At 73.0% G+C, this 19,335-nt stretch carries 23 protein-coding genes; 10 read left to right on the top strand and 13 right to left on the bottom strand.

Annotation, left to right across the window (positions count from 1 at the left end; translation table 11 throughout):
• The 8 genes from FZ988_RS03070 to FZ988_RS03035 form a co-directional block, all read right to left on the bottom strand.
• The coding region (locus FZ988_RS03070) for a helix-turn-helix domain-containing protein (RefSeq protein WP_149202491.1) at positions 1–560 on the bottom strand (560 nt) is incomplete at its 3' end.
• 189 nt (positions 561–749) lie between these two features.
• Positions 750–1,298: a TetR/AcrR family transcriptional regulator gene (locus FZ988_RS03065; protein WP_149202490.1), complete on the bottom strand. Its 549-nt coding sequence runs from the start codon at positions 1,296–1,298 to the stop codon at positions 750–752.
• Positions 1,299–1,421: 123 nt separating this feature from the next.
• On the bottom strand, positions 1,422–2,414 hold the full coding sequence (locus FZ988_RS03060) for an NAD-dependent epimerase/dehydratase family protein (protein WP_149202489.1): 993 nt from the start codon (positions 2,412–2,414) through the stop codon (positions 1,422–1,424).
• A 161-nt stretch (positions 2,415–2,575) separates the two neighbouring features.
• Complete coding sequence (locus FZ988_RS03055) at positions 2,576–3,310, bottom strand: DinB family protein (RefSeq protein WP_149202488.1); 735 nt, start codon at positions 3,308–3,310, stop codon at positions 2,576–2,578.
• 88 nt (positions 3,311–3,398) lie between these two features.
• Positions 3,399–3,704 carry a hypothetical protein gene (locus FZ988_RS03050; protein ID WP_149202487.1) on the bottom strand — a complete coding sequence of 102 codons (306 nt, stop codon included), beginning with the start codon at positions 3,702–3,704 and terminating at the stop codon, positions 3,399–3,401.
• Positions 3,705–3,889: 185 nt separating this feature from the next.
• On the bottom strand, positions 3,890–4,564 hold the full coding sequence (locus FZ988_RS03045; RefSeq protein WP_188078946.1) for a response regulator: 675 nt from the start codon (positions 4,562–4,564) through the stop codon (positions 3,890–3,892).
• 5 nt (positions 4,565–4,569) lie between these two features.
• Positions 4,570–5,847 (bottom strand): sensor histidine kinase, encoded by a 1,278-nt coding sequence (locus tag FZ988_RS03040; RefSeq protein ID WP_149202486.1) that lies wholly within the window; start codon positions 5,845–5,847, stop codon positions 4,570–4,572.
• A gap of 137 nt (positions 5,848–5,984) precedes the next feature.
• Positions 5,985–6,386: a hypothetical protein gene (locus FZ988_RS03035; RefSeq protein WP_149202485.1), complete on the bottom strand. Its 402-nt coding sequence runs from the start codon at positions 6,384–6,386 to the stop codon at positions 5,985–5,987.
• A gap of 297 nt (positions 6,387–6,683) precedes the next feature.
• On the opposite strand from FZ988_RS03035, the gene FZ988_RS03030 reads away from it, so the two are divergent.
• A complete protein-coding gene (locus FZ988_RS03030; RefSeq protein ID WP_149202484.1) occupies positions 6,684–7,400 on the top strand; it encodes a GTP pyrophosphokinase in 717 nt (238 codons plus the stop codon).
• A gap of 65 nt (positions 7,401–7,465) precedes the next feature.
• Here FZ988_RS03030 and FZ988_RS03025 read toward each other — a convergent pair whose 3' ends face one another.
• Positions 7,466–7,876 (bottom strand): cupin domain-containing protein, encoded by a 411-nt coding sequence (locus FZ988_RS03025; protein ID WP_342781112.1) that lies wholly within the window; start codon positions 7,874–7,876, stop codon positions 7,466–7,468.
• A 6-nt stretch (positions 7,877–7,882) separates the two neighbouring features.
• Between FZ988_RS03025 and FZ988_RS18890 the strand changes: the two genes are divergently transcribed.
• A complete protein-coding gene (locus tag FZ988_RS18890; RefSeq protein WP_246169137.1) occupies positions 7,883–8,182 on the top strand; it encodes a hypothetical protein in 300 nt (99 codons plus the stop codon).
• Between the two features lie 152 nt (positions 8,183–8,334).
• On the opposite strand, the gene FZ988_RS03015 is transcribed toward FZ988_RS18890, so the two are convergent.
• Genes FZ988_RS03015 through FZ988_RS03005 form a run of 3 tightly spaced genes read right to left on the bottom strand, consistent with a single transcriptional unit; the run spans position 8,335 to position 10,276 of the window.
• Positions 8,335–8,853, bottom strand: a complete 519-nt coding sequence (locus FZ988_RS03015; RefSeq protein ID WP_246169133.1) for an HIT family protein — start codon at positions 8,851–8,853, stop codon at positions 8,335–8,337.
• A 59-nt stretch (positions 8,854–8,912) separates the two neighbouring features.
• A complete protein-coding gene (locus FZ988_RS03010) occupies positions 8,913–9,761 on the bottom strand; it encodes a hypothetical protein (RefSeq protein WP_149202483.1) in 849 nt (282 codons plus the stop codon).
• On the bottom strand, positions 9,758–10,276 hold the full coding sequence (locus FZ988_RS03005; protein WP_149202482.1) for an RNA polymerase sigma factor: 519 nt from the start codon (positions 10,274–10,276) through the stop codon (positions 9,758–9,760). Before FZ988_RS03005 ends, FZ988_RS03010 begins: the two co-directional genes overlap by 4 nt.
• Positions 10,277–10,378: 102 nt before the next feature.
• Between FZ988_RS03005 and FZ988_RS03000 the strand changes: the two genes are divergently transcribed.
• The 5 genes from FZ988_RS03000 to FZ988_RS02980 all read left to right on the top strand — a co-directional run bounded on the left by FZ988_RS03000 (position 10,379) and on the right by FZ988_RS02980 (position 15,315).
• Positions 10,379–11,188 (top strand): M15 family metallopeptidase, encoded by an 810-nt coding sequence (locus tag FZ988_RS03000; RefSeq protein WP_149202481.1) that lies wholly within the window; start codon positions 10,379–10,381, stop codon positions 11,186–11,188.
• Positions 11,189–11,333: 145 nt separating this feature from the next.
• Positions 11,334–12,497: an endo-1,4-beta-xylanase gene (locus FZ988_RS02995; protein WP_149202480.1), complete on the top strand. Its 1,164-nt coding sequence runs from the start codon at positions 11,334–11,336 to the stop codon at positions 12,495–12,497.
• 138 nt (positions 12,498–12,635) lie between these two features.
• On the top strand, positions 12,636–13,466 hold the full coding sequence (locus FZ988_RS02990; RefSeq protein WP_149202479.1) for a CPBP family intramembrane glutamic endopeptidase: 831 nt from the start codon (positions 12,636–12,638) through the stop codon (positions 13,464–13,466).
• A 2-nt stretch (positions 13,467–13,468) separates the two neighbouring features.
• Positions 13,469–14,656 carry a sensor histidine kinase gene (locus FZ988_RS02985; protein WP_223145013.1) on the top strand — a complete coding sequence of 396 codons (1,188 nt, stop codon included), beginning with the start codon at positions 13,469–13,471 and terminating at the stop codon, positions 14,654–14,656.
• Positions 14,653–15,315 (top strand): response regulator, encoded by a 663-nt coding sequence (locus FZ988_RS02980; RefSeq protein ID WP_149202478.1) that lies wholly within the window; start codon positions 14,653–14,655, stop codon positions 15,313–15,315. The genes FZ988_RS02985 and FZ988_RS02980 overlap by 4 nt, the downstream gene beginning before the upstream one ends.
• A gap of 4 nt (positions 15,316–15,319) precedes the next feature.
• Here FZ988_RS02980 and FZ988_RS02975 read toward each other — a convergent pair whose 3' ends face one another.
• Positions 15,320–16,033, bottom strand: coding sequence for an HAD family hydrolase (locus FZ988_RS02975; protein WP_223145012.1), 714 nt, complete (start codon positions 16,031–16,033; stop codon positions 15,320–15,322).
• A 108-nt stretch (positions 16,034–16,141) separates the two neighbouring features.
• Here FZ988_RS02975 and FZ988_RS02970 point away from each other — a divergent pair, with 108 nt between their 5' ends.
• The 3 genes from FZ988_RS02970 (at position 16,142) to FZ988_RS02960 (ending at position 19,298) form a co-directional block, all read left to right on the top strand.
• Positions 16,142–16,987, top strand: coding sequence for a hypothetical protein (locus FZ988_RS02970; RefSeq protein ID WP_149202477.1), 846 nt, complete (start codon positions 16,142–16,144; stop codon positions 16,985–16,987).
• Between the two features lie 151 nt (positions 16,988–17,138).
• The gene (gene heR / locus FZ988_RS02965) at positions 17,139–17,921 is read left to right on the top strand and encodes a heliorhodopsin HeR (RefSeq protein WP_149202476.1); all 783 of its coding nucleotides are present in this window, start codon (positions 17,139–17,141) and stop codon (positions 17,919–17,921) included.
• Between the two features lie 126 nt (positions 17,922–18,047).
• Positions 18,048–19,298: an acyltransferase family protein gene (locus FZ988_RS02960; RefSeq protein WP_149202475.1), complete on the top strand. Its 1,251-nt coding sequence runs from the start codon at positions 18,048–18,050 to the stop codon at positions 19,296–19,298.
• The last annotated feature ends 37 nt before the right edge of the window (positions 19,299–19,335 follow it).

The raw sequence follows: 19,335 nt of genomic DNA, 5'->3' as shown, positions 1-19,335 counted from the left end.
GTGTGCACGAACGCGTAGCCCATCTTCGGGTTGCGGTGGACGTTCTTGGGCTTGTCCGGGGTGGCCGCCCGGTTCCGCTCGCCCTGGGCTCGACCGACGAAGCGCCATCCGCCGCCATCCGGGATGTTGCCGAACTTCTTCACGTCCACGTGCAGCATCGCCCCGGGCCGGTCGTGCTCGTAGCGGCGCACCGGCTCCCCGGTGGCCCGGTCGGCATGGGTCAGCCGGCTCAGCCCGCAGCGGGTCAACACGCGGTGCGCGGTGGAGGGCGCGACCCCGGTCAGCGCGGCCAGCTGCACCGGGCCCAGCCGCTTGCGCAGACGCAGAGACACGATCCGACGCGTCGTCGGTTGGTCGGTCTTGCCCGGCATCCGCCGCGGCCGCGAGGACCGGTCCTGCATCGACTGGCCCGACGCATAGCGATCGGCCCACCGCTTCACCGTCGGCCACGAGCACTGAAACCGAGCCGCGACCTCGGCGATCGGGACCTTCTGATCGACGACCAGACGGGCAACGGTCAGCCGGGCTCGGGGCGTCAGGGCGGCGTTAGCGTGGACCACGAGGGCCTCCTGTGAGCGAAGCGGAAACCTAGGCAGTTCCACTCCACCGCGGGAGGCCCTCCTCGCGCCAGCACTCAGATCAGCGCGTCACACCCACTCGACCAACGTCCCGGGTCAGTACATCTAGCGGGGGTTCAGGCACCCGCGGCAGCGGCCACGGTCCACGGCACGCCGCCGCCCACCGACGCGTCAGTCCGGGAGCCCCAGCAGCCGCCGCCCCGCGCCCGCGACCGCGCGCTCGAGCGTGACGTCGTCGAGCCGCGCGACGTCGGCGTCGACGGCAGGGCCCATGAGGCCCGACAGGAAGATGGCTGCGCGGGTGCGGGAGATGTCGTCGGGCAGCGGACCGGCGAGCGTCTCGCGGAGCCGGCGGAACGTGTCCACGTCACCGGGGGACTGGCGGCGCAGCTCGGCGGCCGTGACGTCCTGCAGGACGACGGCGTACAGGTTCCGGTGGGTGACGGCCTGACGGGCGAGGCCGTCGACGAGCAGGGCGGCGCGCTCGGGCTCGGGGTGGGCGGCGACGTCGTCGAGCAGGGTCGCGAACGTCGCGAACGCCGGCGCGAGGACCGCGCGGACGATCTCGTCCTTGGTGCGGAAGTGGTAGTAGACGGCGGCCTTCGTGACACCGAGAGCGTCGGCGATCATCTGCAGCGACGTGCCTGCCACTCCATGGCGGGAGAACAGGTCGAGCGCGGCGGCGCGGATGCGTTCGGCTGACGCGTCACCTCGGGGCATGCGGACATCCTTCCGTGCCGCCGCGGCAGACGCGCCGGCCGGTGGCGGACGGCGGCAGACGGCGTCATGGCCGGCCCGCGCGGTGTGTGCGGGCCGGCCATGGCCGGGAGGGCGTCGCGGCGGTCAGGGCTGCGGCGTCGCCTCACGCGGGTGCTCGATGCACCAGCGCAGCGTCTCGCGGAGCGCGGCGGGGACGTCGTCCGGCTCGATGCCCAGGACCGCGCTCGCGGCGGGGTCGCTCACGGCGTCGCGCGCCTGGAAGCGGGCGGTGTCGGGCAGGTGGATGCCGTGCTCGACCCCGGACGCGGCCACCTGTGCCTGGGCGGCCTCGTAGCCGGGCAGCACGGCCTCGAGCGGGAGGACGAGGACGTCGCCCGTGTCGCGGCCGACAGCCTCGCAGCACGCCCGGAAGAGCTCGGCGTAGGTGAGGTCGTAGCCGTTGATCGGGTAGCGGCCGCCGTGCTCACCGTGCTCCATGGCCCCGACGGCGGCCTGCGCGACCTGCCGGACGGTGACCGACGACGTCGAGCCGGGCAGCACCGTGACGGGCCCGTCGGCGCCGACCATGTCGAGGAACATCTCCCACAGGGGCCGCTGCCCGGCCACCAGGCCGAAGATGTACGGCAGGCGCAGCACCATCACGTCCATCGCGCCCTCGCCCTCGAGGTGGGCGACCTCCTCCTGCGCCAGACGGGTGCGCGGGTAGCCGTTGCGGGTGCGGTAGCCCAGGTCAGGCCACTGCTCGGCCCACTCGGCCGTGTAGGAGCCGTAGAGCACGAACTTCGCGACGCCGGCCTCGCGGGCCAGGCGTGCCAGGCGCTGGGTCGGCAGCACGTTGGCCTCGTAGAAGAAGCGCGCGGCGGGGGCGGGCGGGACGGTGCGCTCGTCGGCGCCGATGGCGTAGAACACGGCGTGCTTGCCGGCCAGGAGCGCGCGCAGCTCGTCGTCGGACATCGTGGTGACGTCGCCGAAGCGGGCGTCGGCCTGCTCGGGCAGGTGGGCGGTCTCGGTGGTGGGCAGGGAGAGCGTGGTGACGTCGCACCCGTGGGCCAGGAGCTCGAGGGTGGTGTGGAAGCCCAGGAGGCCCGTGCCTCCGAGGACCAGGGTGTCGGTCATGGCTGTCCTTGTGGGTGTCGTGGTGGGTGGCGCCGGGGGAGGGCTGGCGGTGCCTTCGACGCTATGACCGGGCCGGTCCGGGCGGAGGGGTTGAAGGTCCTAGCCGATCGGCTAGGAGGCTGGGCCCCCTCGACCAAGGGAGGCGCCCGCCTCCCCGCGGCTCAGCGCAGCAGCGCGAGGTCCCGCCGCACGTACCGCAGGTGCGCCCACTCCTCCTCGAGGATCACGCGGATGCAGTCGCCGACCGTCGGGTGCCAGTCGTCGCCGCTGCCCCACGGGTTGTCGCGCTCCTGCGCGAGCAGCTCCGGCGTGGCCGTCGCGAGGAAGTCGGTGACGAGCTGCTGCCGCTCGGCGCGCACCTCGAGGATCTCCTCGTACGTCGGCTCGTCCGTGCGGAACATCGACGTGTCGAAGCCCATCTCGGCCGCGCCCGTGAAGATCTGGCCGATCTCGTGGAACGGCTGCTCGATCCGCAGGATGCCGCGGCGGAGCCACGCGTCGGTCGTGAGGACCAGGTGCCGCAGGGTCTGGGTCAGGGACCACTCGTCCTCGACGTGGGCGTCCACGAGCTCGCGCGGGGTGTCCGCGACCGTCGTCGCCCACGCGGCCTGAACGGCGACCCAGCCCTCACGCAGGCCCTCGGGCGTCTGGGACTTCTGCAGCTCGCGCCCCGGGAACTGACGGTTGAGCTCGGCGTCCACGAACGGCACCACGTCCACCCCGTTGACGTAGAGGTGACCGAAGAACAGGTCGTGGCTGTCGATGTCGAGCCCGTCCACGTCGACGGCGCGCATCGTCACGCCGCTGACGTCGGAGAAGCGCAGGGTCGCTCCCTTGAAGCTCGCCTTGACGAAGGTCGCGCCCTCGAACTCGCTGGTGCGGGAGTAGGTCGTCATCGGCCCATCATGACGCCGGGCGCGCCCGATGTGACCGCTTGGGCCGTGATCGGTTCGCGCCGCGGGCGGAACGCTCGTCGTGACCGGCTCAGGCCCCCGGGCCGGCCTGGCCGCACGTCGCGCACCGACCGCGCGACCGGTGCTCGGCCGAGAGGAGGTGCGCGGTCTTGCGCACGACGCCGACCGTCACGTACGTCGCGATGTACAGGCACCCGAGCGTGATGGAGAGGACGCCGACGGCGACCCTGCCCGCCCACGTGCCGGCCGTGGGGGCCGGTGCCCAGGGGCCCGTGCCGGTGCCGGCGTCCTGGTGGTCACGTGCCGCCGCGTCCCCGCGTGGGGTCGGCTCGATGCTCGTCGTGGTCGGTCCGGGGCGGGTCATCGTCGTGGTCATGGGTCTGCCTTCCTACGAGGCGGACGGAGCCTGTGCCACGGTTCGATCGATCCATCCGAGCCCGTGAGCCCTGCTCCGGCTGACCCCTCAAGCGTGCGGGGCCGCCGTCCGAGGGCGGAACCAACCACAGGGGCGTTCTTGGTGAACCCGAGGCGCCACGCGTCCCCCTACCGGGGTACTACGTCTCACTCAGGGGTGCCGGGGCGGACCAGGCCCGTCTCGTACCCGAGGACGACGGCGTGCACGCGGTCGCGCAGCTGAAGCTTGCCCATGACCCGGCTCACGTGGGTCTTCGCGGTCTGCTCCGCGATGAAGAGCTCCCGCCCGATCTCGGAGTTCGAGTAGCCGCGCGCGACGAGCATGAACACCTCGCGCTCGCGCTCGGTCAGGTCGTTGAAGACGGTCGTTGACCCGAGCCTGCTCGGGGCGTTGTCGACGAACGTCTCGATGAGTCGCCTGGTCACGCTCGGTGCCAGCAGTGCGTCACCGGCGGCGACGGTCCGCACCGCACCCGCGATCTCCTCGGGGCCGGAGTCCTTGAGCAGGAACCCGCTCGCGCCCGCGCGCAACGCGTCGTAGATGTAGTCGTCGATGTCGAAGGTCGTGAGCATGATGACCTTCGGCACGGCCCCGCCGCCCGTGGGCTGGGTGAGCTGCTTGGTCGCCTCGATGCCGTTGAGGTTCGGCATCCGCACGTCCATCAGCACGACGTCCGGCTGGAGCGCACGGCACCGCGCGAGGGCGTCCAGGCCGTCCGCGGCCTCGCCGACGACGGTGATGTCGGCCTGGGCGTTCAGGATCGCGCTCACGCCCAGGCGGTACATCGGCTGGTCGTCCACGACGAGGACTCGGATGCTCACGGTCGTCACCTCTCGATCATGCCTGGGCCGGTGGGGGCGACCGCGACCACGGGGATCCGCGCCTCGACGACGAACCCGCCGTCCGGCGTCGGGCCGTACGTCACGGAGCCGCCCAGCAGCTCCACGCGCTCCCGCATGCCGCGCAGGCCCTGGCCGCCGGGGTCGACAGGGGCCTTCGCGGCCGGGCCGGCGAGCCGCGCGGTGGTGTTCTCGACGACGACGAGTGCGTGGTCCGGTCCGGACGTGAGCGTGACCCGCGCCGAGGCGCCCGGGGCGTGGCGGACCACGTTGCTCAGGGCCTCCTGGACCACCCGGTACATCGTCAGCTGGGCCACGGGACTGGCCGCGTGGATGCCCGCGTCGACGTGGACGCCGACCGTCGTCCCTGCCCGCTCGAGGAGCTCGGCGAGGCCGGCGACGTCCGCGACCTGCGGCTGCGGTGCGAGCTCCGCGGTGGCGTCGTCCGGGCGCAGCGCCCCGAGGAGCTGCCGCATCTCACCCAGCGCGCTCCGCGCCGAGCGGGCGATCTCGGTGAACTCCTGCGTCGCCTCCTCGCTGAGGCCCTCGAGCCGGAAGGGCGCCGAGAGCGCCTGCATGTGGACGATCGACATGCTGTGGGCCACCACGTCGTGCAGGTCACGGGCGAGCCGCGCGCGCTCCTCGACGTAGCGGCGCTGCGCCTGCTCGAGCTCCCAGTCCCGACGGGCGGCCAGCAGGTCCGCGCGGATCGCGCGACGTTGGCCGAAGAAGACGGCGGCCGCGAGGACGAGGAGCGTGTAGCTGAAGGTCAGGGTCATGCCCAGGCTCCAGCTCTCGCTGTCCCGCAGCTTGTCCGGCGAGGCCGCGATCACCACGACGAGCGAGAAGATGCTGGTCCACCACGCCGCGAGCGCCATGCCCCAGCGCTCCCGGACGCCGAGCACGGCGAGCAGGGCACCGAGCGCGAGCAGCCCGGGGACGGACAGCGGCCACGGCTCCGCACCGGCGTCCTGGGAGGCGAGCCCGACGACGACCACGGCGAGCAGGTGCAGGCCCGTGGCCGTCGTCGGGAACCGCAGGGCGAGGACGACGGTCGCGCACTGCACGGTGACCGCCGGGAACGCGATCGGCAGCGCGACGTCGTACAAGGCCATGGTCACCGGGACGGACACCCAGAACAGGGCGACGCAGAAGACGGTGACGACCACCCAGACGCGCTTCGCGACCGGTGCCCTCTCGATGCTCTGCGTGATGCCTCCGTCCCGACCCCGTGCCGACGCCGCCAGGACCGCCCGCGCTCTCATGCCACCACCGGCTCCGGACCGGCCGGCCACCACCTCGCGGCGCGGGCCGGCGGGGCCACGATCACAGTGGAGTATGCCGCGCACGGCGCGATCGGCGAGGTCTGCGCCTGCGGGAGGACGTCCACGGGTTCGCGGCGTCACTTCTGGGCGCGGCGCGCCCACCGGCGCAGGCCGCGTCCGACGACCACAGCGAGGGTCATCGCGGCGTAGGCCAGGACGAAGAACACCGCCAGGGCGAGCGTCGCGACCCCGACGGCGACCCCCGTGATCCGGCCACCGACGGTCCGCACGGGTGACCGCGGGACCCTGCCGTCACGAGCGCCGTCGTCCCGGGCGGTGTGACGGTCGTCGTACGCGGAGTCGTGCGTGGTGCCGTACGTGGTGCCCTGACGGTTGCCGTTGCCGGGGTCCTGAGGGGCGTCCTTGCGAGCGTCCTGGCGCAGGTGGTCACGGGCGTCGTAACCGACGTCGTGCGCCGTACCCGGCATGTGCTCGTCCGGCGTGGGAGCGGCGAGGGTGGGAAGCGTGGTGTTCGACATGGTCGTCTCCTTCATCCAGCGGTGAGGCGTGGTACCGAGCTGCTGACCCTCCGTGGTCCGGAGCGGCTGACCTGCTCGATCTGATGCCCCAAGCCTGCGGAGCCGGCACGTGCCTGCGGAACGGACCGGCGTCGCGTTCGGGCTGCACCGCTGGCGGCGGTTGACCCCGTACCGCGGTAGGGGGTCCGGCCGGCCGGATCGAGCACTGAGGGGGACGACGGCGTCTCGCCGGCAGGTCACGGTGGACGGACACGACAGCGCCCGCCGGAACGCGGGCAGGAGGACGGAGGGCACGCGATGTACCTGGACGAGACGGAGACGGCGCTGGCCGGTCTCACGGCCCGGCACCAGACGCGAGGGGTGGTGCTCGACGACGCGTCGGCCGGCGAGGCGGTCACCCGGCTCATGCACGAGTACAGCTTCGGCATCACCGAGATCCGCACGAAGCTCGACATCCTGCGCGCGGAGTTCCTGATGCTCCACGACTACAACCCGATCGAGCACATCTCCTCACGGCTCAAGTCCATGCCGTCGGTCCTGGAGAAGCTCGACCGCAAGGGTCTGCCCGTCGACGAGGAGCACATCCGGGCCGCGGTGACCGACGTCGCGGGCCTGCGCGTGGTGTGCAGCTTCCGCTCGGACGTCTACGCCGTGGCGCAGATGCTCTCGGACCAGGCGGACGTGACCGTGCTCCGGGTGCGCGACTACATCGAGCGGCCGAAGCCGATCGGGTACCGCAGCCTGCACCTGCTGGTCGAGGTCCCCGTCTTCCTGTCCCGCGGTGTGGTCCCGGTGACGGCGGAGATCCAGCTGCGGACCGCCGCGATGGACTTCTGGGCGAGCCTCGAGCACAAGATCATGTACAAGTACCGCGGCGACATCCCCGCCGACGTGCTCGCCGACCTCCATGCGTCGGCGCTCGCGGTCGACCGCCTGGACCGGCAGATGCACGACCTGCACCAGCGGGTCCACGCCGACGGCGAGGTCGGCGTCGCCGCGAGCGCCACAGCCTGACCCGGGCGTGGACGGCCCCGGCCCTGCCGTCGAACGCCGCCCTGCGGCCCTGCCCGGGCGCACCGTCACGGGTGGTGGAGGTGACTCTGCTCGCCGGCGTGCTCGAGGATCGTGAGGATCTCGACCGGGCCGCCGTGCGCGCCGACGACGTGCGGGGTCATGGTCGAGAACTCCGCCGCCTCGCCCTCGGCGACCAGCATCGTCCGGTCGCCCAGGCGCAGCATGGCCGTGCCCGACAGGACGAAGAACCAGTCGCGCCCGGGGTGGACCACCATGTCGTCCACGCTCGTCGGGCGATCCGGGCTGATGCGCATCTTCGCGACCGTCACGCCGTTCGCGGCGCGCTCGCGGGACAGCAGCCACACGGTCAGCGGGCCGTCCGGCGACGCCTGCGGGCGGATCACCACGTCCTCCTCGTCCGCCGACTCGATGAGCTGGTCGAGCGTGGTGCCCAGCGCCTTGAGGACCGCTGCCACGACGCCATGGCGCGCGGCGGGTGGAATGCCCACCCCGACTGGGCGCCGTACCTCGAGGCCGCGGGGCTCACGCTGATCGAGCGGCGGACGTTCACTTACCGCCTGGACCCGGCGCCCGCCGCCGCGCACCGCTACGCCCAGGTGGTGCTCGGCAACGTCCGCGCCGGCCTCGCCGACCTGCTCACCCCCGCGGACCTGACGGCCCTCGACCACCTGCTCGATGCCGACGCACCCAGGTCCCTGCTGCGGCGCGACGACCTCGTCGTCCGCAGCGCACGCACCGTCTGGGCCGCCCGACGCGCGTGACGCGGCCCCCGCCACGCACGTCGCCGTCGACCCGCCCCGCCGGCTCGCTGAACCACACACTGCCCAAGGGCGCGGCGGACTGCGGCGGCAGGACCAGCCGGCCGCTGGACGGACGACGAGCACTCGCCGTCCGTCCAGCAGCCGTGCACCGCTCAGTCGCTCGACGCGATGGCCGCCCTGATCGCCTGCGCCTCCGCGTCCAGGAGCGACCGGTCGCGGGCCACCTCGGGGGGAAGGATCGTCCAGCCGTCGCCCGCGTAGCGCGGGATGACGTGGAGGTGGAAGTGGAAGACCGTCTGGAACGCGACCGCGCCGTCGGACACGAACATGTTGATCCCCTCGGACCGGATGCTCGAGCGGCGCAGGGCCCGCGCCATCTCGTGACCCACCGACCACACGTGGGCGCTCGTCGCGGCATCGATGTCCTCGAGGCCCACCACGTGGCGGCGCGGCACGACGAGGAGATGGCCCGGCACGATGGGGTGCAGGGCCATGAACACCACGGCGGTCTCGTCCTCGTGGACGAGGCTCACCCCGGCGAGGCCGGCGACGATGCCGCAGAAGATGCACCCCTGCTCGGGCGTCGCCATGGTGCCCGGGGCAGGCCCCGGCACCGTGGCCTCCGGACCCTCGACGGACTGGCCTACGACCTGCTCGTTCTCTTCTGACACGGGACCTCCACGGTCTGCCGGCGTTGCCGGTCTGGATGGGTGTGGGCGTGGGTGCAGGGTCACGGGGACGGCGGGCCGTCGGTGCCGTCGGGCGGGACGGTGGCCGTGGGCGAGCCGTCGTCGGACCCGGTGCACGCGAGCCAGCTGATGTCGAAGGTGCCCGCGGGGTCGGCGGTGCTCACGCGTGCCGGCAGGTCGGTCCGGGCATCCATGGCGACGACGACGGACGTGCCGCCGACGTCGACCACGAGCGTGTCGGGTGCGTCGTCGTCGGCCGCTCGCCACGTGCCCGTGCCGTCGACGAGCAGCCGCAGCGCGGCGATGGCCACCTGAAGGTCCGGTCGGTCGGCGACGAGATCCGCAGGCGACTCGAGGTTCCACGCGGTGCCGGTCGTGCTGTCGACCGTGACCCGCCCGCCGTCCTGGGTCCAGGCCCGCTTCCCGTCGGCGTCGTCGAGCACGGTCGGCTCGAGCCTCGCGTCGAGCCCGAGCGCCGTGCGCGGGTCGGCCGCCTGGAGGGTGGCCCGGCACCACGCCGCGGTGCGGAGGGCGTCGCGCGCGCGGTCGACCGCCACCTGCGCGGAGTCGGTCGACGACGTGGCGTCACCGTTCAGGGGATCCGGTGTGGCAACGGCCCCGCCGGCCGGCGGCGTCGAGTCGATGCGGCCCGCCAGGACCTGCGCGCCGGTGGTGAGGCCGAGCGCCAGCGTGGCGACGAGCCCCGCCGCGGCGGCCACGCGCCGGACCCTCGCCGGCCTGGGCGGTCGCGGACCGGTGAGCGGCAGCACCGGGACGTACTCGTGAGCCTTCGCCCGCGCGAGCACGTCGTCCCAGGTCACGTCGAGCTCACCCGACACCGAACCCAGGGCACGCCGAGCGCGCGCCATCTCGTCCTCCATGCCCGTCACCGCCCCTCCACCGCCTCGTACGCACGCGCCAGCCGCTGACGCGCGCGGTGCACCCTGGTCGCCGCAGCCGCCGCCGTGCAGCCGAGGACCGCAGCGACCTCGGCAGTCGTCAGCTCGGCGGCGGCCAGCAGCTCGACGACCTCCCGGTCGGCAGGCCGCAGCCGCGCGAGGGCACGACGCAGCAGGTCGAGCTCGTGGGTCAGCTCGGTCTCGTCGTCGTCCGCCGCGGGGCGACGCCCGGCCAGTCGCCCGACGAGCGCGAGCTGGCGGTCCCGGGCGCGGAACTGGTTGGCCATCACCCGCCGGGCCACGGCCAGCAGCCACGCCGCCGGATGGTCGACCTGCTCCTCGCGTCGACGCCAGGCGATCACGAACACCTCGGCGACCACGTCCTGCGCGTCCGCCTCCGACAGCCGGGCCCGGGCGTACCGGTAGACCACGGGCGCGTACGCGTCGAACAGCTCAGCCACCACGTCGGGGGTCGCCGCCACCGCATCCGTCCCCGTCGGCGCCATCCACCACCCCTCACGTCGTGCCCGTCCATCCCACCCGTCACTGTGAATGGTGTCCGGGACCGCACGTGTCATGACACCCCAGAGCTCGACACTCACCGTCGTGTGAACCACCGATACCCCACGCTGCCCACGGCCGCCCTTGCCACCGCGATCGCCCTGCTCACCGGGTGCGCGTCGCCCGCACTGCCGCCGACCACCCTGCCGACCCCGGCCGCGGAGCCCGTCACGGCCGACGGCTCACCCCCAGCGCCGACGAGCGTGCTGCCGGAGCCGGAGCCGGAGCCGGAGCCGGAGCCGGAGCCGGAGCCGGAGCCGGACCTCGACCTGTCCGCCTTCTCCACCACCGACCCCGCGAGCCCCTGGGTGGTCGTCAACAAGGTCCAGCCGCTCGATCCCATGGACTACGCACCCGACGACCTCGTCGTCGTGCGCGGCTACTACGTCAGCTCGGTCGCCGCCGACGACCTCACGGCGCTGCTCGACGCGGCCGAGGCTGACGGCGTGACCCTCACCGTGCGCAGCGCCTACCGCTCCTACGCCAAGCAGCGCAGCGTCTACGACGGAGTCGTGGCCCGGAACGGACAGCCCTACGCCGACGGCGTGTCCGCCCGGCCCGGGTACAGCGAGCACCAGACCGGGCTGGCCGTCGACGTGGGCAGCTCGACCGACAGCGCGTGCGACTTCGACGCCTGCTTCGCGAGCACCGCGGAAGGCGCCTGGGTGGCCGCCCACGCGCAGCAGTTCGGGTTCCTCGTGCGGTACACCGCTGGCGACGAGGCCGTCACCGGGTACGCACCCGAGCCCTGGCACCTGCGCCACGTCGGCCGGCCCCTGGCGGACGCGATGGCCGCCGCGGGCGTCACCACCCTGGAGGAGATGTTCGACGTCGACGGCGGACCGGACTACCGATGAACGCCCTCGAGCGCGGGGAGTCCGACCGCCTCCGGTTGCCGGTCGGGAGACGGTGAGAAATCGTTATCGACGTCCGTCGCGCGTCGTCGCGGCGTGGCCCGGTGCGCCGTCCGTGGCCGCCGGACCTCAACGGAGAGGAACGACGATGTCCCATCCCACGACCATGAGGCGGGTCGCCGCGATCGCCGCGGCCTCGCTCGTCGCCGTCGCGCTGTCGCTGCCCGCGGCGCAGGCGGGCTCACGCCACCACACCCTGCGCTCGGAGGCCCCGCGGGACCTCGAGGTCGGCAGCGCCGTGTGGGGCCAGCGCGACCTGCTCGGCTACGACCGCAGGCCCCCTACGCAGTTCCAGCGCATCCTCGGGGCCGAGTTCAGCTCGCTGACCCCCGAGAACGACATGAAGTGGGCCGAGGTCCACCCGGAGCCCGACGTCTACGACTTCTCGGGCGCCGACGCCGTCATGGCGTTCGCCAAGGCCAACCGGCAGGAGGTCCGCGGGCACACCCTGCTCTGGCACAGCCAGAACCCGCAGTGGGTGATCGACGCGAGCGCCACCTGGACCTGCGAGGACGCCCGCGACGTCCTCGAGGAGCACATCCGCACCGTCGTCGGGCGTTACGCCGGTGAGATCTACGAGTGGGACGTCGCGAACGAGATCTTCCAGGACGAGTGGGACACCGGCGGGGTGATGCTGCGCACCGAGGCCAACCCGTTCCTCAAGGCGTGCGCCGAAGATCCCGTCGCGCTCATCGGTGACGCCTTCCGGTGGACCCACGAGGCCGACCCGGAGGCCGTGCTCTTCCTCAACGACTACAACGCCGAGGGCATCAACACCAAGACCGACGCGTACTACGCGCTCGCCCAGGAGCTGCTGGCCGACGGCGTCCCGCTGAGCGGCTTCGGTGCGCAGGGCCACCTGAGCCTGCAGTACGGCTTCGACGAGTCGATGCAGGCGAACTTCGAGCGGTTCGCGGCCCTGGGCCTCAAGGTCGCGGTCACCGAGGCCGACGTCCGCATGCCCCTCGACGCGAACGGCGAGCCGACCGCCGAGCAGATCGCCCTCCAGGCCGAGCGGTACGACGCGATGCTCCAGGCTTGCGTGAACGTCGCGGCCTGCACGAGCTTCACGGTGTGGGGCTTCGACGACGCGCGCTCCTGGGTGCCCGGCGTCTTCCCCGAGGGCTACGCGACGATCATGACCGAGGACTTCGTGAAGAAGCCCGCGTACGACGCGCTGCTCGAGACCCTCACCGACGCCACGCCGGGCCGGGCCCCGCGCACCCCGCCGGGGCACCACCACCACCACTGAGCGGGCATGGGCGCTCGCGGGTCCCCCGTGCGAGGGACCCGCGAGTGTCCACCCCGCGGTGACGACTCCCGGGCGCCACCTTCCTAGCGTTCAAGGCAGCCGCAGCACCCATGCCGCGGACCCTCGGAAGGACTCGTCGTGCGTCTCGTGAAGCAGCTCGGAGCAGTACTCGTGGTGGCCGTCCCCAGCAGCATCGCCGTCCAGGCGGTGAAGGGGAGCTGGCCCCTCACTCTCGTCGTCGGCGCCGTCGCTGCCGTCCTGATGGTGCTCATGTACGCGTGGGTGGTGCGCCGCACCGAGCACCGGCCGGCGACGGAGGTGGGCCTCGAGGGCGCCGCCCCGGTCCTGGCGCGCGGCGTCGGGTTCGGTGCCCTCCTGTTCGCGACCGTCATCGGGACCATCGCGCTCGCGGGCGGGTACCGGGTCGAGGGGTGGGGCTCGCCGGCCGTCGCGGTCGGACTCCTGGGCTTCACGGCTGCGGCCGTCGCCGCGGAGGAGCTGGTCTTCCGCGGCGTCGTGCAGCGGATCCTCGAGGAGCGCGTCGGGACCTGGGTCGCGCTCACGGTCACGGCGGCGCTCTTCGGCGCCATGCACCTGGTGAACCCCGAGGCGACCGTCTGGGGCGCGGTCGCAGTCGCCGTCGAGGGGGGCGGGATGCTCGGCGCCGCCTACGTCCTCACGCGCCGGCTGTGGCTGCCGCTCGGGCTGCACTTCGGCTGGAACATCGCCGTCGCCGGCATCTTCGGCACCGACGTGTCCGGCAACGACACCCCGCAGGGCCTGCTCGACGGCGCGACCTCGGGTGCCACCCTGCTGACCGGCGGCGCGTTCGGCCCCGAGGCCAGCATCGTGGCCGTCATCGCTTGCTCGATCGTCACCGCGGCGCTCCTGCGGCTCGCGCACCAGCGGGGCCGCATCGTTCCCCGCCGCCACCGTGAGGCCAGCTCGAGCGTCCCGGTTACGGTGTGACCGTGATCGACCTGCGGGGGGCCACGGCCGCGTGGCAGCGGGCCGACGTCATGGTCCGTGACCTGCCCCTCGCGGTGCTCCTCGCCGCGGCGCCGTGGATCGCGCCCCTCCAGGGGCAGGGGACCCAGCTCGGTGACGTGCCCCACCGACCCCTCGACGCGCTCGCGCTCCTGCCGGTCGCCCTGCAGGCACTGCCGCTCGCGGTTCGACGCCGGTGGCCCGCCGCAGCCCTCGCGCTCGTCGCGGCGGGGTTCGCGATCGACCAGCTCAGCGGGTTCCAGACCGCGGCGGGCATCGCGCTTCCGATCGTGCTCGTGAGCGCCGGCGCGCACCTGTCCCATCACCGGCGCGCGGTCGCCGTCGTCGCCTCGGCCGGCTTCGTCGCACTCGCGGTTGCGCTCGACCTGGAGGGTGCGGGGGACGCGCCGTCGGACTACGCCGTCTTCTACCTGGCGCTCGTCGCGGCGTGGGGCGTCGGCGTGTGGCTGCGGCAGTCACGGGCCGCCGAGGCGGAGCGGCGCCACCACCTCGCCCAGACCACCCGGCTCACGGAGCGCACCCGCATCGCCCGCGACCTGCACGATGTCGTGACGCACCACGTCACCGCGATGGTCGTGCAGGCCGAGGCGGCCCGGTACCTGACCGCGCAGCCCGACCGCCTCGACCAGGCCCTCGCGGCTGTGAGCGACACCGGGCGTCGCGCGATCTCCGACCTGCGGCACGTGCTCGACCTCCTCGACCCGGAGACGCTCGGGCCCGAGCGGTCTCCCGCGGGCCGCGACCTGCGCGAGCTCGTGGAGCAGACCCGGCGCTCGGGGCAGGCGGTCGAGCACGTCGAGGAGGGCACGCCCCGCGAGACCCCGGGGAGCGCCGAGCTGGCCGCCTACCGCGTCGTCCAGGAGGGGCTGACCAATGCGCTCAAGCACGCCCGCGGGAGCCGGACCACGGTGCACGTGAGGTACGGGACCGACGCCGTCGTCGTCGAGGTCGGCACCGACGGCACCGACGCCAGCGGCGGCAGCGGCGGCCACGCACCGGGTGCGGCGGCGTCGCCGCCTGGCGACGGACGCGGCCTCGCCGGGCTGAAGGAGCGCGTCGGCGTGCTGGGCGGCGAGGTCAGCGCCGGGCACGACGAGGACGGCGGCGCGTTCGTCCTGCGGGCGCGGATCCCCCTCGACGGCGCGACGTGAGCGCGCCTGTCCGCGTGCTGGTCTGCGACGACCAGGCGCTCATCCGCGCGGGCTTCGCGACGATCATCGACGCCCAGCCCGACCTCGAGGTCGTGGGGGAGTGCGGCGACGGGCGCGCCGCCGTCGACCTGGCCCGCAGGCTCGAGCCCGACGTCGTCGTCATGGACGTCCGGATGCCCGTGCTCGACGGCATCGAGGCGACCCGGCAGCTCGCCGGCGCCGGCGTCGTGCATCCCGTCAAGGTGCTCGTGGTCACCACGTTCAACCTCGACGCGTACGTGTACGAGGCGCTGCGCGCCGGTGCCAGCGGGTTTCTGCTCAAGGACGCACCGCCCGCGCAGCTCCTGGCGGGCATCCGGACGGTCGCGAGCGGGGCGGCCCTGCTCGCCCCGGAGGTCACCCGTCAGCTCGTCGGTCGGTACGCCGACCGCATACGCCCCCAGCGCGGCGCCGGTGCCGACGACCTGCCGCTGACCCCGCGCGAGCTCGAGGTGCTGCTGCTCATCGCGAGCGGCCTGTCGAACGCCGAGATCGCCGCGACGCTCGTCCTCAGCCACGAGACGGTCAAGACCTACGTGTCCCGGATCCTGGCCAAGCTCGACCTGCGCGACCGCGTGCAGGCCGTCGTCTTCGCCTACCAGCGGGGGCTCGCGACCTGACGGGTCAGGCGCCTTCGCCGCGCGAGCGGCCGGGCAGGACAAGGTCCAGCACCCGGTGCAGCCGCGCGTCATCGACGCTCGTGAGGGGTGGGAGAACCAGCGTGGTGATCCCGAGCGCGGCCGCGCCGCCGTCCCACGCACCCCGGTCGCCCACCATCAGGACCTCCTCCGGGCCCAGCCCCAGGCGGTCGAGTGCGAAACGGAAGATCGCCGGGTCGGGCTTGGCGACGCCGAGCTCGTACGACAGCGCCCACACGTCGACCATGTCCGCCCACGTCCTGCCGTCGTCGGCTGAGTGCTGTGCGAAGGCGGGCCGCAGATCGACGTGGATGTCGCTGACGACGCCGACCAGCACGCCCGACGACGTCAGGGCGAGCAAGAGGTCGCCCACGTCGACGGCGAAGGGGTTGAGGCCCGGCTCGGACTCCACGGCGTACAGCGACTCGGCCAGCTCGTCGTCCACGCCGGCCGACGCGAACCACTCCATGTAGGCGGCCCGGTGCTCGACGACGTCGGTGTCGATCTGCGGGGAGTCCACGCGTGAGGTGTCTGCTCCGCGCAACCGACCGAGCACGCCCTCGATCGCCTCCGGCGACGCGTCCCGGCCCAGCCTTCCGAGCGCGATCTCCACCAGCCACGGGTACGTGGGCGCCACGACCAAGGTGCCTCGCCAGTCGAGGAGCACCCCACGGAAGCTGGGCGCGGTCCGTGCGTGCACACCGCGAGGTTAACGGTCCACGGCGTGCCGGTGATCGTGTCGGCTCCGCACCTGGCCCGCACCAGTACGCTCCCCACGGAGCGCACCCACCAGGAGACGAGGCCCCCTGTGGATGGTCAGAGCAGCCGCCGGTGGGCGTGGGTGCGGGAGACGGACGGAAGCCCCAGCTCGAAGCTCTTCGAAGCGATCGTCGCGGGTGTCGCCGTCGTCGGGCTCGTGCTCTCGATCATCTCGCTCGTGCTGGTACGGGGGACCCCGGAGTCAGAGGGCCCACCGGTCACCAGCGTGACCAACAACTACTACACGCAGGACGGCGCCCCTGGTGAGGCGAGCCCGGCCGCCAGTCGCAGCTGTGGCGATCCGGACAGCGGCGTCGTGGGCGGGTGGGGGCCGGACCGGCCGGTCTTCCTCATGGCCTACCCGCCGACGTACACGACCTTCAACTCGATCCGGGACAACCCGAACCTCGGCGACGAGCGGGGCTTCATGCGGGTCCGCGACGTCTCCGATGGTGTGACCAGCACGTTCGACTACCAGGTCGAGGTGGAGGACGGGCACACCTACCGCGTCAGCATCTACGTGGAGAACTCCGCGCTGGACGACGTGGGGGGCCTGGCGGCGACTGACACCGTCCTGAAAATCAACCTCCCGACCTGCGACGGTCATCGGATCGCCGCCAACGCCTTCCTCTCGTCTCCCACCGCATTCCCCGGTGAGGTCTGGGGCGGCATCACCTTCACGTCCGAGCGCGAGTTCACGCTGGCCTACGTGGCCGGATCCGCGAAGATCGAGAGCAATGCCTGGCCCGGGCCTGACGGGTATGCGATAGGCGCGGAGGACGACCTGTTCACGTCCACGGGTGTGCCCTTGGGGTACACCGAGATGGACGGTGTCGTGCCGACCGGCTACGAGTACGCGATGTACATCTCGTTCGAGGTGAAGCCTCAGTTCTGAGCGCCGGACCGAGAGCTCCCGGGCCCGAGGCCGACGAGATCCCGTCCTACCCGTCCCGGGCACCCCCGTCTGCGAGGATGGGAGCAGGGAGCACCGGTGCTCCCCGGGCGCCGCCGCCCACCCCGTGCCGACGGCGCATGGAGGGGTCCACATGGCTGCGAGCACCAGGCTGGAGATACCCGTCGAGCGGCTGCGGTCGCTGCGGCGCTACAACATCGGGGCCGGGGTGCTGCACCTCGTGCAGGCGATCGCCGTCGTCGCCCTGGCCAGCACCTTCGCCCTGCCCGTGACCGCGTCGTACATCCAGGGCCCGCCCGGCTCGACGAGCTACGAGACCGTGACGCTCTTCGAGGTCCCGCTCGCCTGGGGCGTGGCGCTGTTCTTCGCGCTCAGCGCCCTGGCCCACGCGTGGGTCGCCTCGCCGGTGGGCTTCGCCCGCTACGCCGACGACCTGGCCCAGCAGCGCAACTACGCGCGGTGGGTCGAGTACTCGCTGTCGTCGTCGGTGATGATCTGGCTCATCGCGCAGATCTGCTCGGTCACGGACCTGTTCACCCTGGTCGCGCTGTTCGCCGTCAACGCCTCGATGATCCTGTTCGGCTGGCTCCAGGAGAAGTACGAGGTGCCCGGCTCGGGCGGCATGCTGCCGTTCTGGTTCGGCTGCTTCGCCGGCGCGATCCCGTGGCTGGTGATCGTGCTCCTGCTCATCCAGCCCGGCTCGACCACCGACGTCGCGACGCCCGGCTTCGTCTACGGGATCGTGATCTCCCTGTTCGTGTTCTTCAACGTCTTCGCGCTCGTCCAGTACGTGCAGTACAAGCAGGTGGGCCGGTGGAAGGACTACCTGAACGGCGAACGCACCTACATCACCCTCAGCCTGGTCGCGAAGTCGCTGCTCGCCTGGCAGGTGTTCGCGGGGACGCTCGCCGGGTAGGCGACGCGCCTGGCCGCGCCGCGGTGACTCGGGACACCGTCATCGCCACACCGCCGGCGCCCGCTGCGACACATCTGCGACGTCACCCGGACGGGACCCCGACCTGCGGGCGGCACCGTCGAGGCCATGACGGGACCCGCGCTGGACGCCGAGCAGCTTCACACCTCGCGCGGGCGGGCGCACGTGCCCGCGCTCGACGGGTTGCGCGGCGTCGCGATCCTCGGGGTGCTCTTGTTCCACACCGGGCACCTGCCCGGCGGGTTCCTCGGCGTCGACCTGTTCTTCGTTCTCTCGGGATACCTGATCACCGACCTCCTGGTCCGCGAGGTGCGGACCACCGGCCGGGTCGCGCTGATCGCCTTCTGGGGGAAGCGGGTGCGGCGGCTGGCGCCCGCACTGCTGACGATGGTCACGGCCGTCACGCTTCTTGCCTGGGCCGCGGCGCCCCCGGACCTCGTGCGTACGACGCTCGCGGACGGTCCGTGGGTGCAGGCGGACCTCGTGAACTGGCACCTCGTCGCCGAGTCCGCGGGCTACTGGGACCGGTTCGGCCAGCGCCGGGTGTTCGAGCACCTGTGGAGCATCGCGGTCGAGGAGCAGTTCTACGCCGTGTGGCCGGTGGTCGTGGTGCTCGTCGCGACGGCCGCCCGCCGCCCCGGCCGCCGCCCGGACCGGTCGGTCGCCGTCGTTGCCGCCCTGCTCGCCGCGGCGTCGCTCGTCGCGATGATCGTGCTGGTCACCCCTGGAGACCCGACGCGGGTCTACATCGGCACGGACACCCGCGCGTTCTCGCTCCTCCTCGGCGCCCTGGTCACGACCCTGCCGCTCCGGGCGGCCTGCGCGTGGCTCGCCCGCCGCTCACCCGGTCGGGTGGCGACGGTCATGGCGTGCACGACGGTGCTGCTCGCCGCGGCGATGGGTGTCACGTGGGCGGTGGTCGACGGGCTCGACGCGCCCTGGCTGTTCAAGGGAGGGCTCTTCGCCCACTCCCTGCTCTCCGCGGCGCTCATCGGGCTCTGCGTCCACGCGCCGTCGAACCCGGTCGCCCGCGCCCTCACCTGGCAGCCGCTGCGCCGGCTCGGCCGCATCTCCTACAGCCTGTACCTGTGGCACTGGCCGGTGATCGTCCTGCTGCCGACGCTCGTGCCCTGGGCGGCGGCAGGGTGGGCGAGCACAGCGCTCGTGTGCGTGGTGTCCGTCGGCCTGGCGGTCCTCTCCACGCGCCTGGTCGAGGACCCGGTCCGGTTCCGGGCGGTGTGGGCGCGGGGGCGCGTCGGGGCCGTCGTGCTCCTCGTCGTCATGCTCGCGCTCGCGGCGATGTGGGTCGCGCTCCCCGGTCCGGAGGCACCCGTGATCGACGTCAGCCACCTGCGCTGACGGGCACGCCCGGCGCGGAGACCGGGCGCCGCCTCGC

It is taken from the genome of Actinotalea subterranea (assembly GCF_008364845.1).
GTDB classification, from domain to species: Bacteria; Actinomycetota; Actinomycetes; order Actinomycetales; family Cellulomonadaceae; genus Actinotalea; species Actinotalea subterranea.
Note: the sequence above shows the minus strand (reverse complement) of the source record. Positions and strands in the feature narration are given on the sequence as shown.